Origin of the sequence: Streptomyces sp. ISL-36 (assembly GCF_018614205.1) — a bacterium.
In the GTDB taxonomy this organism is placed as follows: Bacteria; Actinomycetota; Actinomycetes; order Streptomycetales; family Streptomycetaceae; genus Streptomyces.
Map to the genome: position 1 here is coordinate 1 of NZ_JAGGOS010000090.1, position 18,118 is coordinate 18,118.

The 18,118-nt window shown below is 68.8% G+C and carries 10 protein-coding genes; 9 read left to right on the top strand and 1 reads right to left on the bottom strand.

The window, feature by feature from the left end:
* Positions 1 to 37 precede the first annotated feature (37 nt).
* From J7E93_RS22720 to J7E93_RS22740, 5 genes are all read left to right on the top strand, one after another.
* Positions 38 to 9,328 (top strand): LamG-like jellyroll fold domain-containing protein, encoded by a 9,291-nt coding sequence (locus J7E93_RS22720; protein ID WP_251066932.1) that lies wholly within the window; start codon positions 38 to 40, stop codon positions 9,326 to 9,328.
* Between the two features lie 8 nt (positions 9,329 to 9,336).
* Positions 9,337 to 9,654, top strand: coding sequence for a hypothetical protein (locus J7E93_RS22725; RefSeq protein ID WP_215071781.1), 318 nt, complete (start codon positions 9,337 to 9,339; stop codon positions 9,652 to 9,654).
* 262 nt (positions 9,655 to 9,916) lie between these two features.
* Positions 9,917 to 10,405: a hypothetical protein gene (locus tag J7E93_RS22730; RefSeq protein ID WP_215071782.1), complete on the top strand. Its 489-nt coding sequence runs from the start codon at positions 9,917 to 9,919 to the stop codon at positions 10,403 to 10,405.
* A 161-nt stretch (positions 10,406 to 10,566) separates the two neighbouring features.
* Positions 10,567 to 11,028 (top strand): hypothetical protein, encoded by a 462-nt coding sequence (locus J7E93_RS22735; RefSeq protein ID WP_215071783.1) that lies wholly within the window; start codon positions 10,567 to 10,569, stop codon positions 11,026 to 11,028.
* Positions 11,025 to 11,558: an SMI1/KNR4 family protein gene (locus J7E93_RS22740; protein WP_251066933.1), complete on the top strand. Its 534-nt coding sequence runs from the start codon at positions 11,025 to 11,027 to the stop codon at positions 11,556 to 11,558. The genes J7E93_RS22735 and J7E93_RS22740 overlap by 4 nt, the downstream gene beginning before the upstream one ends.
* A gap of 150 nt (positions 11,559 to 11,708) precedes the next feature.
* On the opposite strand, the gene J7E93_RS22745 is transcribed toward J7E93_RS22740, so the two are convergent.
* Positions 11,709 to 12,398, bottom strand: a complete 690-nt coding sequence (locus J7E93_RS22745) for a hypothetical protein (RefSeq protein ID WP_215071784.1) — start codon at positions 12,396 to 12,398, stop codon at positions 11,709 to 11,711.
* Positions 12,399 to 12,535: 137 nt separating this feature from the next.
* On the opposite strand from J7E93_RS22745, the gene J7E93_RS22750 reads away from it, so the two are divergent.
* The 4 genes from J7E93_RS22750 to J7E93_RS22765 all read left to right on the top strand — a co-directional run bounded on the left by J7E93_RS22750 (position 12,536) and on the right by J7E93_RS22765 (position 18,026).
* The gene (locus J7E93_RS22750; protein ID WP_215071785.1) at positions 12,536 to 14,593 is read left to right on the top strand and encodes an N-6 DNA methylase; all 2,058 of its coding nucleotides are present in this window, start codon (positions 12,536 to 12,538) and stop codon (positions 14,591 to 14,593) included.
* Between the two features lie 100 nt (positions 14,594 to 14,693).
* A complete protein-coding gene (locus tag J7E93_RS22755; RefSeq protein ID WP_215071786.1) occupies positions 14,694 to 15,275 on the top strand; it encodes a hypothetical protein in 582 nt (193 codons plus the stop codon).
* Positions 15,272 to 16,732, top strand: a complete 1,461-nt coding sequence (locus tag J7E93_RS22760; RefSeq protein WP_215071787.1) for a serine/threonine-protein kinase — start codon at positions 15,272 to 15,274, stop codon at positions 16,730 to 16,732. Before J7E93_RS22755 ends, J7E93_RS22760 begins: the two co-directional genes overlap by 4 nt.
* A 103-nt stretch (positions 16,733 to 16,835) precedes the next feature.
* On the top strand, positions 16,836 to 18,026 hold the full coding sequence (locus tag J7E93_RS22765; RefSeq protein WP_308368752.1) for a phospholipase D-like domain-containing protein: 1,191 nt from the start codon (positions 16,836 to 16,838) through the stop codon (positions 18,024 to 18,026).
* Positions 18,027 to 18,118 lie beyond the last annotated feature (92 nt).

An 18,118-nucleotide genomic window follows, 5' to 3' on the forward strand; every position in this document is an offset into this window, starting at 1 on the left:
CTCCAACACGGGCAACTCGGCCAGCGTCGGTGTGAAGATGCCGGTCTCCCTGTCGACCACCTGGTTCAACCAAGTCGCCGGCGGAGCCGCCAACTACGGTCTCGCGATGACCGCGCCGACCAACGACGCGCTCCACTGGAAGAAGTTCCACTCCGACAACTCGGCGACCGCCGGCTTCCGCCCGGCCCTGGACCTGACCTACACGGCGAACACCGCCCCGCAGGTCAACGCCTCCTACCCGCCGGAGAACTTCCAGGCCAACACTCTCCAGCCGGAGCTGCTCGTCTACGCGAGCGACGCCGACAAGGGTCCGAGCGCGCTGTCGTACAGCTACGAGGTCTACGACGCCGACACCGGCTCCACCACGCCCGTCGCCACCTCCGGTGCCCTCACCAAGAGCAACTGGAAGATCCCGGCGGGCAAGCTCAAGTGGTCGAAGAACTACGAGTGGCTCGTCGGCGTCAGTGACGGCACGACGGAGATCGTCCACTCCAGCCGCTTTACGACCGCTGTGCCGCAGCCGCCGGTGACCTCGGGTCTGTCGATGAACACCGACGGCCACGAGTTCGACCCGTCGGACGGCAACTACACCACCGAGGACACCGACGCGGACGTGGAGGTGGTCGGTCCGTCCCTGGAGATCGACCGCTCCTACAACAGTCTCGACCCGCGGATCGACGGTGCTTTCGGTGCGGGTTGGTCGACGATCGCCGACATGAAGGCGACCGAGGTCAAGGACGGCGCCGGTACGGTCACGAGTGTGGTCATCACCTACCCGGGTGGTGAGCAGGTCGCGTTCGGCCGTAACACCGACGGTACGTTCGTGCCGCCGCTGGGCCGCTACGCGCGTCTGGCGCCGGCGGTGTCTCCGGTGGTGGGGTATCTGCTGACGGACAAGGACTTCACGGAGTACGGCCTCACGCAGGCCACCGCGAAGGCCGGTACGTACGCGATCAAGACGATCAAGGATTTCGCCGGTCGTACCGAGTCGTTCACGTACGACACGAACAAGCGGCTGACGAAGATCACCAACGAGACCTCGAAGAGGTCTCTCACCCTCGCCTGGTCGCAGCCGGCCGGTGCCACGACCTGGCATGTCCAGACGGTGGCGACCGACCCGTCGACGGTGGGCGATGCGGCCACGGCGCAGACGTGGCAGTACGGCTACACCGGTGACCAGCTGACGAAGGTGTGTCCGCCGGCGGACTGGACGAAGTGCACGACGTACACGTACGCCACCGGCAACCACTACCGCACCACCGTCCTGGACGCCGACCCGTTCGCCTACTGGCGCCTCGGTGAGACCTCCGGCACCCTGGCCGCCGACGCGATCGACGCCAACCAGGGCCAGTACAACGGCACGTACAAGAACGTGACGCTCGGCAGCTCCTCGGTGCTCGCCGGCTCCACGCAGAAGACGGCGACGTTCAACGGCACCACCTCGTACGTGGAGATGCCCAGTGCGCCGGGTGCGACGCCGTCGTACACGTCGGTGTCGCTGTGGTTCAAGACGACCACGGCCGGCGGTGTGCTGTTCTACTACGGTGACAAGCCGCTGAGCGACCCGAACCCGGTCGCGAACACGACGAAGAACACCCCTGCCGTCTATGTCGGTATGGACGGCAAGCTGCGGGGTTGTCTGGCGATGTCGCCGGGCTGTATGTCGACGATCACGTCGGCTGCGACCGTCACGGACGGTCAGTGGCACAACGCGGTCCTGACGGGTATGGCGAACACCCAGACCCTGTACCTGGACGGTGTCTCGCAGGGTTCGCTGGCGGGCACGATCAATGACTGGGTGCAGCCCTACATCAGCCTGGGTGCGGGTGTGAACACCGACGGCTGGCCGTCGATGAACCCGAACGACCAGCTGGGGCACTTCACGGGTCAGATGGCCGAGGTGGCGATCTTCTCCGAGCCGCTGGGCCAGGATGTGATCTCCGCGCAGTACCAGGCCGCGAAGCGGTCCGCGGGTCTGCTGAAGACGATCACCACTCCGAACGGCAAGACGCAGGCCTCGGTCGTCTACGGCACCACCGACGACCTGGTCCTGCAGGCCACCGACGGCAACGGCGGTACGTGGAAGCTCAACCCGGCCACGATCACCGGCTCCTCGCAGGTCTACCGCTCCGCGGTGATGGGCAGCGCGCCGGCCGGTTACTGGCGTCTGGACGACACCCAGGCTGCGGCGCAGGCCGCGAACCAGGTCAACACCGGTTTCGGTACGTACAACAACGTCATCCAGGGCACGGAGGGTCCCTTCGGCGCGGATGACGTGACCGCGGCGACGTTCGACGGGTCCAGCTCCTTCGTGGAGATCCCCTACGGTCCGCTGCACGCCAAAGCCGACCGGTCGGTCGAGCTGTGGTTCAAGACCGCCGAACCCGGCGTGATCATGAGCGACCAGAGCGTCGCTCCGAACAACCCCGGCGGAGTCACCGGCAGCTGGAGCGACCTGCTCTATGTCGGCGCGGACAACAAGCTGCACGGCCACTGGTGGAGCAGCACCTGCAACGGCCAGGCCACGCTCGGTTCCACGGGCGAGGTCGCGGACGACAAGTGGCATCACGCCGTCCTGTCGGCCGCCGGTACCACGCAGACGCTCTACCTGGACGGTGTGAAGCAGGGCACCTGCACCGGTGCTCCGAACGACCAGACGACGTCGCGGACGTTCATCGGCGCCGGCTTCAGCAACTGGTACAGCTCGCCGGGTGCCGTCAGCTACTTCACCGGCTCCATCGCCGAGGTCGCGGTCCACGCCAAGGGCCTGACCGACGCCGACGTCGCGACCCACTGGTCCGCCTACAAGGCATCCTCCGGTGTCGCACCGGTGCGCACGGTCAAGCTGACCGATCCGAGCAACAAGACGCTGACCTACGTGTACGACGCGGAGATGGGCAACCGTCTGCTCGCCGCGATCGACACCGAGGGCAAGCGGACCACCTACGGCTACGACACGGGTGGCTTCCTGCACACCGTGACCGACGCCAACGGCAACCGCTCCATCACCGGCCACGACGTCCGGGGCAACGCGGTCTCCCAGACCACCTGCCAGGACACCAAGGCCAACAAGTGTTCGACGGAGTACTACACGTACTTCCCGGACGCGACCACGGTGTTGCCGCCGATGGACCTGCGCAACGATCTCGTGCTCACCGAGCGCGACGGCCGTTCCTCGGGCCCCACGGACAACACCTACCTGACGTCGTACTCGTACGACACGGGGGGCAACCTCCTGTCGGTGACGACGCCGCCGGTGCCCGGCCACCCCAATGGCCGGACCGCGTCGACGACGTACACCACCACCGCCACCGTGGCGGCGGAGGGCGGCACCGCGAAGGCGCCGGCCGGTCTCGTGGCCCAGGTGACCACGGCCGGTGGCAAGAAGACGTCGTACACCTACTACGCCAACGGTGACCTCGCCGAGATCACCGACGCCAACGGCGCCAAGGTGAAGTACACGTACGACAACCTCGGTCGCCAGATCACCAAGACCGAGATATCCGACGCCCATCCGGCCGGTCTCGTCACGTCGCAGACGTACGACAAGAACGACCAGGTCGTCACCGAGACGGACCCGAAGGTCACCAACCGGGTCACCGGTGCGGTGCACCAGGCGAAGACGACGACGGCGTTCGACCCGGACGGCAACATCCTGTCCCAGACCGTCGCCGACCTCAGCGGTGGTGACACGGCGCGTACGACGTCGATGACGTACGACGCGCACAACATGCTGGCGACCAGGACGGACCCGGGCGGCGACACCACGTCGTTCGAGTACGACGTCTACGGCAACAAGGTCAAGGAGACGGACCCCGCGGGGAACGTCAACACCTACACCTTCGACGCCGAGCAGCGTCCGCTCACCACCAGCCTGCTGAACTACACGGGCGACCCGAACAACCCGTCGGCGCCGACGACCCTGGTCCAGGAGTCGCGGGCGTACGACCCGGCGGGCCGCCTCGCGTCGATCACCGACGCGATGGGCTGGGTCACGGCGTACACCTACACCGACGACGGCCTGGCCGCGACCGTGGTCCGCAAGGACCCGCAGACCGGCAAGTCCTTCACGGAGCAGGCGAACAGCTACGACGCAGCCGGCAACCTGATCGAGCAGATCACCAACGACGGCCAGACGCGCAGCACCTTCACGGTGGACGCGGCCGACCGAACGACCAGCTCGGTCCTCGACCCGAACGGGCTCGCCCGGAGCAACAAGGTCAGCTACGACCCGGACGACAACGTGGTGTCCGAGACGGAGTACGACCCGGCGACCGGTGAGAGCTCCACCACGGACACGCGCTACGACAACCTGGGCAACGTCACGGGCAACACCGTCCACGACAGCACGACCGCCCCGGTGGGCCGCTGGAAGATGGACGAGACCAGCGGCACGACGGCCGGTGACTCCTCCGGAGGCAACAACCAGGCCACGCTGACCAGCGGGGTCACCCGCTCCACCGAGCGTGGTGGCGCGGCCGTCTTCAACGGCACGACGACCAGCTACGGCACGACCGCGCAGCCTGCGGTCAACACCAGCGGCAGCTTCACCGTCGCGACGTGGGTGCGGCTGGACGACACCACCGCGAACCACTCGTTCCTGGCTCAGGACGGTACGGTCGGCAACACCTTCCAGCTGTACTACTCCACCACCTACGGCTGGACCTTCAACCGTCCGGCCACGGACACCGCCGGTCCGACCCTGACCCGGGTCTCGTCCGGCACCGCGGCGGTGACGGCCGGAACCTGGACCCACCTGACCGGTGTCTACGACGCGGCGGCGGGCAAGATCCGTCTCTACGTCAACGGTTCGCTGATCCAGGAGGCCGCGTACACCTCTCCCTGGGAGGGGACCGGCCCGCTGCAGATCGGCCGCCGCAAGGCGAGCGGTGCCTACGCCGAGTACCACAAGGGTGCCCTCGACGACGTCCAGGTCTACGGCGAGGCGCTGACCGCGGCCCAGGTCACCGCGGTCAAGGGCGGCACGCTCCCCGCAGCGGGCAGCTCTGTCCGTACCACCACCTGGGAGCTGGACCAGCGCGGTCTGCCTCAGTCGATGACGGACGCCAACGGCAGCGTCACCGACTACGGCTACGACGAGGCGGGCCAGCAGACCGCCGTCACGGAGCCGGCCGTCAACGCGGAGCAGAACGGCGGGGCCCCGGTCTCCGTCCGCCCCGTGTCGTTGACCGGGTACAACACCTTCGGCGAGGCGACCGAGTCGTCCGACCCGCTGGGCAACGTGACGGTGACGGCGTACGACGCCGAGGGCCAGGAGTCCTCGGTGACCTCGCCGAACTACACCGCTCCGGGTGGCACGACGGCGATCCAGGCCACGACGTGGAACGAGTACAACAGGCTCGGTCAGGTCACGGCGGAGGTCGACCCCCTGGGCAGCCGCACCACGTACACGTACACGCAGCTCGGCGACCTGGCCTCGGTCACGGAGCCCGGCGGCGGTACGACGACGTACACCTACTCGACCAACGGCGAGCAGCTGTCGGCCACCCGGCCGAACGGTGCTCGGGAGGAGACCACCTGGGACTACCTGGGTCGTCCGCTGACCAGCACGGACATCGTGCGCCAGCCGACGCAGCGCGCGTTCACGGCGATCAGCGAGTACAACGCTCCGGGTGGTGAGCTGTCCCGGACCGTTTCGCCGACCGGCATCACGGAGTCGTACAAGTACAACGCCGTGGGTGAGGTCGTCGAGCACACGGACGGGGCGGGCAACAAGTCCACGTTCACGTACGCGTTCGACGGCCAGGTGGTGAGCTCGAAGGAAGCCGACGGCACCAGCACGAAGAACACGTACGACGGTTTCGGTCTGCTGAAGGCGACCGCCGACCTGGACGCGTCCGGGGCGGTGCTCCGCAGCAACAGCTTCACCTACGACCGTGCGGGGAACCCGCTGTCGCTGACCGACTACCGGGGGCACACCACCACCTACACGGTCGATGCCACCGGCATGGTCACCAAGGCGGTCGAACCGGTCTCCGCGACCGAGTCGATCACGACCACCTACGGCTACGACGTGGCGGGCAACCGGACGCGTTTCACCGATGGTCGTGGTAACGCGTTCCTGACGACCTACAACTCGTGGGGCATGCCGGAGTCGACGATCGAACCGTCGACGCCGGCCCATCCGAACCTCGCGGACCGGACGTTCACGACGACGTACGACGTCGGCGGGCGCGTGAAGGAGATGCGTTCTCCGGGTGGTGTCGTCGTCACGCACGAATACGACGCGAAGAGCCGTCTGATCCGTCAGACGGGCACGGGTGCGGAGGCCGCGACGGTCGACCACACCTATGCCTACGACTCGGACGACCGAGTGACGGCCGTCGCGGGCGCCGGCGAGGAGAAGAACACCTTCTCGTACGACGACCGAGGTCTGCTGCTGTCCACGTCCGGACCCTCCGGTGCGTCGTCCTTCGCCTGGAACGGCGACGGTGCGATGACCACCCGTACGGACGCGTCCGGCACGTCGACGTACGGCTACGACACCGCGGGCAGGTTGAAGACCGTCAACGACGGGGCCACCGGTACGACGGCCACGTACACCTACGACGTGAACAACGCCGTCACGACGATCGACTACGGAGCCGGGAAGGCGAAGCGCTCGTTCGGCTATGACGCGCTGCAGCGAGTGACCAGCGACAAGCTGATCTCGCCGACCGGAAAGGAGCTCTCGTCCATCACCTACGGGTGGGACGTGAACGACAACGCGACGTCGAAGACGACCACGGGCCTCGCGGGATCTTCGACCAACACCTACACGTACGACTGGGCCGACCGCCTGGCGTCCTGGAACAACGGGACGACGACGGAGGTCTACGGCTACGACGCGTCCGGCAACCGGACTCGCGTGGGTGGTGACACGTACACCTACGACGCCCGTAACCGGCTCACGTCGGACGGACACAGCACGTACCTGTACACCGCGCGCGGCACGATGAGCGCGGTGACGGACGAGGGCGGGAAGATGACGGCGTTGAAGGCGGACGCCTTCAACCGTGTCATCAACGAGGGCGACCGTACGTATACGTACGACGGACTCGACCGGGTGCTCGAAGCCAAGGACGAGACTGGTTCCCCGCTCTACTCCTTCAAGTACAGCGGCGTCTCCAACGATGTGGCCTCGGACGGTGTGACGTCCTACAGCCGCGACGCGGACGGTTCGCTGATCGGCGTGAAGACGTCGGTGTCGGCGGTGCTCGCGCTGACGGACCTGCACACCGATGTGGTGGCGCAGTTCACGGCGACCGGTGAGGCGCTGACCGGGTCGAAGACGTACTCGCCGTTCGGCAAGGTCGTCCAGACCTCCGGCATGCTCGGTGCACTCGGTTACCAGTCCGGCTGGACCGACCCGACGACCGCCAAGGTCAACATGGCCGCGCGCTGGTATTCACCGGACACCGGGCAGTTCAACAGCCGGGACACGATGGGTCTTGACCCGGTCGGCAACTCGGTGAACGCGAACCGCTACGCGTACGCCAACGGCAACCCGATGACGGGTGTCGACCCGACCGGCCACTTCTGGGATTCCATCAAGAAGGCCGTCAAGAAGGTCACCAAGAAGGTCAAGAAGACCGTCAAGTCGGCCTACAAGAAGACCAAGGCGGCAGTCAAGAAGGTCGCCAAGGTCGTCAAGAGGGCCGCGAAGAAGGTCAAGAAGGCGGTCAAGAAGGCCGTCAAGCGGGCCAAGCGTGCGGTCCGCAAGGCCGTGCGGTACGTGTCCGACAGCGTCCGCAAGGTCAAGAGATACGTCAAACGCACGTACAAGCGGGTCAAGCGCTACGTCCACAAGGTCGTCAAGCACGTCAAGAAGACCGTGCGGAAGGTCGCCAAGGCGGTCAAACACGTAGCGAAGAAGGTGGTCAAGGCAGCCAAGAAGGTCGGCAGAGCCGTCAAGAAGGCGGCCAAGGCCACAGCCAACTTCGTCAAGCAACACGCCTCGACCATCGCGGCGGTGGCCACTGGCATCGTGGTCTTCGCCGGTTGTACGGCCATTACGGCCGGTGTCGGTGCCCTCGGTTGCGCAGCCCTCGCGGGCGCTGCGGCCAACGGTGTCGGCTACATGATGAGCGACGGCCCGAAGTCGATCGGTGGCTTCCTCGGAGCTGTTGCGGTCGGCGCGGTGACCGGTGTGGTCGGCGGCGCGGTCGGCGGTCTCGCCGCCGGCGCAGCGGGCCGACTTCTCTCGGGCACGGCGGGCCGACTGCTTTCCGGCGCGGCCGGCGGCGCGGCAGATGGCGCGGTGAGCGGAGCGGTCGAGTACGGCACCTCGTGCGTGAACAGCGAGGAGGGCTGCTCGGTCGCGGGCGCGGCGAAGGCTTCGGCCATCGGCGCGGCCATGGGCGGTGTCTTCGGCGCGGCGGGCAATGCTCGCGGCCCGAAGTCGAAGGCGGCACCGGAGCCGGACGCGCAGCCGGTACCCGACCGTCCGACGACGTGCAGCATCACGCCGCACAGCTTCTCCGGCGACACGAAGGTGGTGCTCGCCGACGGCACGAAGAAGCCGATCTCGCAGGTCAAGGCCGGGGACTACGTCCTGACGGCCGAGCCTGGCAAGAAGGTGAAGGAGAAGCACCGGGTCAAGGAGGTGATCGTCACCAAGACCGACCGTGACTACGTCGATGTCGTCGTGGAAACGAAGGCCGGTCCGAAGACGATCAAGACCACCAAGCACCACCAGTTCTACGAGATGGTCCGCAACGCCTGGACCCAGGCAACGGACCTCAAGGCCGGGCTGAAGCTCCAGAACGGTGACGGTCTGCCGACGTCGATTCTCGACGTGAAGTCGTACACGGCGCAGCGCGTCACGTACGACCTGAGCGTGGAGGGCCTGCACACGTACCACGTGGCCGCAGGTGAGGACACCGAGGTTCTGGTCCACAACTGTGGTGGTTCGAACCCGGCTCACGCCACCTCCTGCCGTTGCGCCACTGGTGGAAAGGTGCGTGACGCGGTTCAGGAGCATGAGACGGGACGGTTCGGTGACCTGGATGGCCGGGCGCGGACCGGCGACGACCTCACGCCCAATCACATTCCGCAGGCTGCATCGGGTCGCATTCCGAATTATCGCGACTTCGCTGCGCACATGATGACGGATGCCGATCACAAGTTGACTCGGACATACGGTCCTGCGGGAAGGAAGACGAAGCGATTGGATGCTGGGCTGAGTTTCCGTGAGGTTCTTGCCAAGGACTTCGCGAATCTCCGATGGATTGGTCAGAAGAATCACGGAGATCCCAGCTACTTCAATTCGGCCATCCAAGGTATCATGCGGTACTACCGAGCCAACTATCCGAACCTTCTGAAGTAGGAGCCAGAGTGACCATCAGGGATGAGGTACACGAGTTCATGCGACTCGGCCCCCTCCCGTCCGAGGAGGATGACTCCGAGGAGGGTGACGAGGCGTTCGAGGAACTCACCAATGCCCTCCACGCGATCGAGAAGCCGGTCACCGACGAAGAGGCGCAGCTTCTTCTGGGTGCCTTCGGCGACGACGAGTGCTTCGGGCTGGCCTGGACGCTGCTGCACCTGGTGGAGTCCGCTCCCACGGCGCCGGTGACCGCCGAGCCGCCAGAGGGATCGAACGAGTGGATCGAGCGATTGTGGATCCGCTATCGGAACACTTTGAGCGACTAGCACGCTCGTAGTTCTGTCGCCGACCGCAGGTCGGAAATCCTGGGGCCGTGTCCCGTCGGTTGCAACCGACGGGACACGGCCCCTTCCGATTCCTCTCCGATATACCCTCTGCCGGGTCGTGGTGGGCCTTGGTGGGGCTGGGTCTTCGGTGCGCGCGATGTAGAAGGATCCAAAAAAGCACGGCAAGTCCCAGAGCTTCTCGAACAACCACGGAACCAGCGTGGGCATCTGATGGGCCGACCAGAACGGCGGTAGGTAGTACGTGTCCCAGCAATCCCTAAATGAGTGCCTCGCCGAGCTGCACGCGCAGCTCGGCGGTGAGAAGGCTGCCGTCGACGACGAACACGCCCGCTGGGGCCTGTATCAGCGGGCCATGGCCGCCCCCGACGCATGGGCTCCACTCCGCAGGGCACTGGAGAACGAGCCCGATCCCGCTGTCGCGTCGTCGGTGGTTCTCCAGATGTTGGAGCGGTTGCCGGCGGAGGAACACGAGCCGTGGGTGCGTGCCTTGCACTCGGAGGACAAGCGGGCGTACGCCCAACGCAGGTCTCAGGATCTGCAGGTCCTGGAGGCTGCGCTCGGCGGGAGGGAAGTGGAAAGGGAGGACTGGTCGGTGTGGCTTCAGCTGAAGCTGGCCGAGCAGGTCGGTGACGCACGACTCCTCGCCGAACTGGCGGAGGAGGGTGAGACGAAGCGGGTCAGAGCGACTGCTGCGGAACGCCTTCGCGCAGTGCGCCGATCCCACAGCTGAGACGGTTCGCCGTCCCACATGAAGCCCCTGGAGCTCCCTCCGGGGGCTTCATGCTGTGGTGGGGACCTTCCGGCCTGGTCGGCCGAGCCTTCCGGAACGGCCCGCCCCCCAGCTGGGTACGCTGCACGGATGGTGTGGCGCGTGTGCGGTGAGTCGATCCCGTGGATCTGAACCCCAGAGGTCTGCCGGAGCTCGAGGAGTGGGTCGTCGAGTCGGACGACTTCCACCTTCAGGGCTTCATGTCCGCCAACGTCTCGGTCGCGCAGGCCGTGGCCCTGGCTGCCCTGTTCCGGCCGGGGTTCGTGGAGTTCGCAGGCGGGGTCTTCCTCGGCTTCCGGTTCGGCCGGGACGGGGTCGACGTGTGGATCGAGCATCTGTCGGGCGACCTGCGTGCGGTCGAGTCCGTGGTGAACCGGATCCATCTGTGGGACTACTTCACGCCCACCTCGGACGCGGAGTACGCGGCCCTGCCGGCTCTGGCGGAGGAGGTCGCCGCCATGTGGCGAGGCGCGGCCCGGGAGGCCTTTCCGGGGCGGGGGTTCGAGGTCTCGGTGACGGGCGAACCCGATGCCTACGGTCCGACGCTCACCCTCGTCACCCTGGATGACAGGGATGGCCGGTGATCGACTGGTCCGGTGACATGCAGCGCATGCGGGAGGCCAAGGCTCGCGTGCGTCAGGGGGATGTCGAGGGGCTCTGGCGCTGCGAGGAGCCCCGGCCTCCCGCGGATGTGGAGCGGCTTCGGGAGGTGGTCCGGAGGCTCGGGCACGAGCTCGACAGCGCGTACGTCTCGTTCCTGCGCGAAGCCGACGGCTGGCCCGCACTCATGCAGGACGTCGACCTGTTCGGTACGGGGGAGTTGCTGGGGTCGCCTGCCCTCGCCACGGCTCGGAGCCTGGTGAAGACCCTCGAACCGGAGCATCTCGCGAACTCGGGGCTCGACCCCGAGGCGTTGCTGCCGATCGCCGCTTCCAGCACGACCATCGACTTCTTCGTGATGTCCGTGGTGCGGGGAGGCGCGCCGGCTCCGGTGATCTGGATCGCCGGAGCCGAAGTGGAACGGTACGCGTCGTTCACCGACTTCTTCCGCCGCATGATCGACGAGAACCTGAGCGAGGCGGAGAGTCTCCGTACGGAGAACAGCGACTGCTGATCGCAGAACCGCCGACAGGTCCGCGGTGTCCCCGTGCCGCCGGTCGGCATGGGCAGGCGTCCGAGCGCGGGCTGGTGCGCCAGGCCCGGACGCCTGAGCTCCGCCGGGCGTTCGTGGCGGAGCCCCGCGGTCGGTCGAGAGGCGCCGGCCTCAGCCCGTCTTGGTCCAGTCGCCGCAGCCCGACGTCTTGAAGTAGCCGTCCGTCGCCGCGATCTTCACGATCGCCGTGCCCGAGACGTTGTTGTTCGCGAGGATCGCGTCCGTGTTGTGGGAGGCGTCCTTCGAGCGCTCCCAGTAGCAGCCGTCGTCCTTGTTGCCCGTCGACTTGTACGTGCCGGGGGCGATGTCCACGCCCACCTTGAACATGCCGCCGTCGCCCTTCGGGGCCGCCTTCGGGGTGCCCTTCGCCTTCTCGTCGACGGCCTCCCACTTCCCGCAGCCGGAGGACTTGAAGAGCTTGTCCGTGGGCGTGATCTGGACGTAGCTCGTGCCCGTGACGTTGTCGTTGGCGAGGATCGAGTCCGTCTCGCCCGAGGAGTCCTTCGCGCGCTCCCAGTAGCAGAGGCCGTCCTCGTTGCCGGTGGAGCGGTAGAGGCCCGGCTTCACGTCCTTGCCGACCTCGAAGTCGCCGTCGCCGTCCACGGTGACGGCCTTCTTGCCCTCGGGGGCCTTCTTCTCGCCACCCGGCTTCGCCGACTGCTCCTGCTTCGCCGAGCCCTTCGAGGAGGTGCCCGCGCCGTCCTCGCACCCCGTCGCGCCGATGGAGACCATCGCGACGATCGCGCCGGTGGCGGCGAGGACCTTGTGGCGGGCGAACCAGTTGCGCTGCTGCTGAGACATGGCTGTGGCACCTTCCGGGGCGCTGGTGGGAACTCCGTTTGCGATGGGTCAATCACAGCAGAGCTTGTGAACCGAGTCAACACGGTTCACGGAATTCGGATCGACTCACACTGTGAACCGATCCGATCGGTATGCTCATGGTTCACAGACGCGCGAGGGGAGACGGACAGGTGCCGGACGAGCACGCAGCAGAGGTCACCGCCGCCGGAATCGCCCGGCTCGCCGGTGTCGGCCGGGCCGCCGTCAGCAACTGGCGGCGCCGCCACGAGGACTTCCCCAAGCCCGTCGGCGGGACCGAGACCAGCCCCTCCTTCGCCCTCGCCGAGGTCGAGCAGTGGCTCCGCGACCAGGGCAAGCTCGTCGAGGTCCCCCTCCGCGAGCGCGTCTGGCAGCAGCTCGCCGCCCACCCGGCCGGCACGGTCACCGCCCTCGTCCACACCGGCTGCGCACTCCTGCTCGTACGGGACAGGCCCACCGGCTGGGTCGGACTCGCCGCGCTCCCCGACGAGCGGTTGGCCGACGCCCTGCCCTCCGCCCTCGAAGAGCTCCTCACCGCCCGCTTCGGCCTCGACCGCGCCGTACGGACCCCCGCCCCCGCCGAAGTCGCCCCCTCCGTCCCCCTGATGCGCGGCGCGGCCGACCTCGCCGCCGAACTCGGCGCACGCCAGGCCTTCGAGTTCCTGCTCGGCCGCCACCTGGACGCCAATCCGCGCCAGTACACGCTCACCCCGCCCGGCCTCGCCGAACTCATGGCCACCCTGGCCACCGAGACGGCCGGACCCGCGCCCACCGTCCTCGACCCCGCGTCCGGTACCGGCGGGCTGCTGCGCGCCGTCCAGCGCCCCACCGCCCTCTACGCCCAGGACGCCGACCCCGAACTGGCCGCCCTCACGGCCCTGCGCCTCGCGCTGCACGGCGACGCCGACATCCGCTCCGCCGCCGCCGACACCCTGCGCGCCGACGCCTTCCCCGCGCTCTCCGCCGACGCCGTCCTGTGCCACCCGCCGTTCAACGAACGCGGCTGGGGCCACGACGAACTCGCCTACGACCCGCGCTGGGAGTACGGCTTCCCGGCCCGCACCGAATCCGAACTGGCCTGGGTCCAGCACGCGCTCGCCCGGCTCCGCGACGGCGGCACAGCCGTGCTCCTCATGCCCCCCGCCGTCGCCTCCCGCCGCTCCGGCCGCCGCATCCGCGCCGACCTGCTGCGCCGCGGCGCCCTGCGGGCCGTCATCGCCCTGCCGGCCGGCGCCGCGCCCCCGTACGGCATCCCGCTCCACCTCTGGGTGCTGAACCGGCCCGGACACGACCACCGGCCCGCCCCCGAACTGCTCCTCGTCGACACCACCTCCCTCGTCCCGGACGGCGGACGCGCCACACTGCCCTGGCCGACCGTTCAGGCCGCCGTCCTCGACGCCTGGAGCGGCCGGGACCAACCCGGCGTCAGCCGCTCGGTCCCCGTCATCGAACTCCTCGACGACGACGTCGACCTCGCCCCCGCACGCCACCTGGCAGCCCCGGCCACGGGCGGCTCGGCCACCGAACTCGAAGCCGTACGCGCGCGCCTGGACGACACCCTGCGCCGCACCCTGAGCCTCGCCCCCACCCCCGGCGCCCCTACCCGGCCCGCCGCCCGCACCCTCACCACGGTCGGCGAACTCGCCCGCGCCGGCGCCCTCCAGCTCCGGGCCGGCGGCGCCGGGGCCTCCCCGGCCGGCGGCCGCGTCCTCACCGAGCACGACGTGCTCTCCGGCGCCGCGCCCTCGGGGACACTCCCGGACGGCCCCGCGGAGGACCCCGTCCTCCTGAGCGAGGGCGACGTCGTCGTCCCGGTCCTCGGCGGCGGCTCGATCGCCCGGGTTGTCGACGCGCCCACCGCCGGCGCCGCACTCGGTCGCAACCTGCAGCTCCTGCGCCCCGATCCGGCCGCGCTCGACCCCTGGTTCCTCGCCGGCTTCCTGCGCGGCACCGCGAACAACCGGCAGGCCAGCAGCTTCGCCTCCACCGCGACCCGGCTCGACGTCCGACGCCTCCAACTGCCCCGGCTGCCCCTCGCCGACCAGCGGCGCTACGGCGAACGGTTCCGGGCCCTGGCGGCGTTCGAGGACGCCCTGCGCCTGGCGGGCCGGCTCGGCGAGCAGTTGGTCCAGGGGCTGTACGACGGACTCGCCGACGGCAGCGTCCAACCGGAGTGACGGGAGCGACACCGCTTCCGTACAACCCTGGGCCGGTTGTCGTGGTCGCCTTATACGCTCGTACTCCGCCTCGCCCGTCCGCACCCCAGGAGCGACACCCATGCACGGTCACGCGCCCATGACGCCACCGCGCAGCATCGGTCCGTCGGCCGGTGAGATCGTCGTGCGCGTGCTCGTCTGCGTGCTGATGGTGATCTCCTTCGGGTTCCTCGCGTGGATCGGGATGCTGCGGATCGCGATCATGCGGCGCGGCCGCCGGGACTGGGCCCTCTTCTGGGCTCAACTCGTGCTGAACATCGCCTGCCTGGCCACGCTGGAGCAGCGCCTCGCCGACCACTGGATATCGAACGTGGGCATGGCGGGACTGCTGGTTCAGATGGCCGTCGTGACCGCGTACTACCTGGTGGTCGACATCCGGCACCACCGGCGGCCGCCCGTCGCGCCGTACGCGTACGGATTCGGCTACGGCCATCCGCCGGCCGCCGCGACGGTGTCGCAGCAGGTACCCGTCCAGCCCCTCGCCCAGCCTCCCGCCCAGCCTCCCGTTCGGCCCTCGGTGCCGCCCCAGGCGTACGCACCCCAGCCGCCGTCCACGCCCGCTCCCCGCATCGAGCAGGTCCGTGCCGAGCTGGACGAGCTCAGCGACCTCCTCCGCAAGGACCGGCGAGAGGGCGGTCGGTGAACGGACGCGTCATCGGCGGCCGTTACGAACTGTCCACCGTCATCGGTCAGGGCGGCATGGGCCAGGTCTGGACGGCGTACGACGGACGGCTCGACCGGCGGGTCGCCGTCAAGCTGTTCCGGCCCGCCAGCCTCACCGGCCCCGCGACCGCCGCCGACGAGCTCCGCCGCCGCTTCGTGCGCGAATGCCGGGTCACGGCCCAGGTCGACCACCCGGGCCTGGTCACCGTCCACGACGCCGGCAGCGACGACGACGACCTCTACCTCGTCATGCAGTACGTCGAGGGCGCGGACCTCGCCGACCATCTCGCCGAGCACGACCCCTACCCCTGGCAGTGGGCGGTCTCCGTCGCCGCGCAGCTGTGCGCGGTGCTCGCCGCCGTGCACGCGGTGCCGATCGTCCACCGCGACCTCAAGCCGCGCAATGTGATGGTGCGCCCCGACGGCACCGTCACCGTCCTCGACCTCGGCGTCGCCTCCGTCCTCGACAGCGACACCACCCGCCTCACCCACACCGGCTCGCCCATCGGCAGCCCCGCCTACATGGCGCCCGAGCAGGCGATGGGCGGCGCCGTCGGCCCGTACACCGATCTGTACGCCCTCGGCATCCTGCTCCACGAACTCCTCAGCGGGAACGTGCCGTTCGCCGGCTCCACCGCGCTCGGCGTCCTGCACCGGCATCTGTACGAGCCCCCGCTGCCCGTCCGCCTGCTGCGGCCCGAGGTACCGGAGGCACTGGAGGCGCTGGTCCTGCGGCTCCTCGCCAAGGACCCGCAGCACCGGCCGTCCGGCGCGCACGAGGTGTACGAGGCGCTGCTGCCGCTGCTGCCCGCGCGCGGTCTCCCCGCCGGGCCGCTCGACCCGACGCGCCCCTTCCTCCGCCCCCACGCCCCCTGGCCCGACCACGCCCCCGTCGCGCGCGTGCCGGTCCCCGCGCGCGTGCCCATCCAGGCACCAGCGGCACCCCCGCCCGCCGTACCACCCGTACCGCCCGCGACACCCCCGCCCGCCGTGCCGTCCGCCGCGCCGCCGGACGTCGCCGCCGCCGTCGACGAGGTCAAGCGGCTGCTCGGCGAGGGCTCCCTCACACAGGCCGTCGACATCCTCGGTGGCATCCTGCCTGCCGCCGCGGCCGAGCACGGCGAACGGTCGCCGGTCGTCCGCATCCTGCGCAAGCAGTACGCGACGACCCTGATGGACGACGGCCAGTACCGCCGCGCCCTGCCGGAGTTGCGCCGCCTCGCCGACGAGCGGGCGGCGGAGGCGGGTCCGGCCGACCCGCAGGTCCTGCGGTTCCGCCTCGACGCGGCGCTGTGCCTGGAGCAGCTGGGCGAGGCGGCGGCGGCGCTGACGGAGTACCAGAGACTCCTGCCGTACCACGAGAACGGGGGCGATCAGGCCGGCGCCTTCGACATCCGCCGCCGGATCGGGAACCTGCAGAGGGCTGACTCACAATGACCACGTGACAGTGATCAAGAGCAGGTTCGCAAGCAGGTTCAGAAGCAGGTTCAGAAGCAGATTCAGGGCAGCCGTCGCGTCGCTCGCGCTGGGGACCCTCTGCGTGGCCACACCGGCGTCGGGCGCGGAGCCTGTCCCGGAGGTGACCACCGGCCCCGTCTTCAACGATCCGTCGGGCGACGCGGCCGCCGAGGAGCGGATCCTCCGCCACCTGGGGAGCCTCGTCGACGGTGCGGAGCCGCAGTCGACCATCCGGATATCCCTCTACCTGTACCAGTCGGGGTGGATGACCGAGAAGCTGAAGGCCGCCCACACCCGGGGCGTCTCCGTCCAGATGGTCCTCGACGCCGATGCCACCAGCACGGCGACCACCGGCCTGAAGCAGTGGGTGGAGAGCCAGCCCGGGGGTGACTCCTGGGTACGGATGTGCAAGCCGGAGGAGGCCTGTCTCGCCAAGGACCCGGGCACCACGGCCGCGGACCCGAACGGCACGTACGACAACGTCAACCACAACAAGTTCTTCCTCTTCTCCCGCACCAAGGGCGTGGACAACGTCCTGGTGCAGTCCTCCGGAAACCTCACCGCGTCGGACCTCCGGGACTGGTGGAACGACGCGATGACGGTGGCCGGCAACAAGGCGCTGTTCGACGCCTACACGGCGTACTTCGCCGACCAGGCCGGGGCCGCTGTCGGTGAGGTTGCGAAGGTCAGCGACTACGCGCACGACACGCAGGCGGGCGTCGCCAAGGTCTACTTCTTCCCGCGTTCCACCACCGACGTGGTCGTGAACGTCCTGAAGACGGTGGCCCAGCCGATCGAGGGCCAGGAGGCCTGCCACGGCAACGACCCGGGCTTCGGCACCTCCGACGGCCGGACGAAGATCAGGATCGCCCAGGGCCACATCACCCGCCCCGCGGTGGCCGAGGAGCTGTGGAACCTCGCGAACGCCGGCTGCTATGTCGAGGTCGTCTACCGCAAGCTCGACAACCCGCCGAGCACGGCGGTGGCCGGCTGGCTGACCAAGCCCACCGCGAAGGGCCGTATCGCCCTGCACCAGCTCTACAACGACGAGCGCGGCGGTACCGGGACGCACACCAAGTACCTGTTGGTGGAGGGCACGTACCTCGGTGGCAAGAACAAGAAGATCGTCTTCACCGGCAGCCACACGTACACGCTCACGGCGCTCAAGTACAACGACGAGACGATGCTCAAGTACGAGGACAGTGCGGTGTTCGACGCGTACGTGAGGAACTTCGAGGCCCAGCGGGCCGCGGCCGTGAACGAGGGGCTCTAGGTCCGACGGGGCTGACGGGGTCTGACGGGCTCCGACGGCTCTGAAGGGGCCTGACGGGTCGGCAGAATCACGACTCCGTATCTGATCGGCAA

Bases quoted from the DNA above. Each gene is read 5' to 3' on its own strand.
- J7E93_RS22720 (WP_251066932.1), top strand. From the start codon at position 38: ATGCCGGTCTCCCTGTCGACCACCTGGTTCAACCAAGTCGCCGGCGGA.
- J7E93_RS22745 (WP_215071784.1), bottom strand. From the start codon at position 12,398: ATGTCTCAGCAGCAGCGCAACTGGTTCGCCCGCCACAAGGTCCTCGCC.
- J7E93_RS22750 (WP_215071785.1), top strand. From the start codon at position 12,536: ATGGTTCACAGACGCGCGAGGGGAGACGGACAGGTGCCGGACGAGCAC.
- J7E93_RS22755 (WP_215071786.1), top strand. From the start codon at position 14,694: ATGCACGGTCACGCGCCCATGACGCCACCGCGCAGCATCGGTCCGTCG.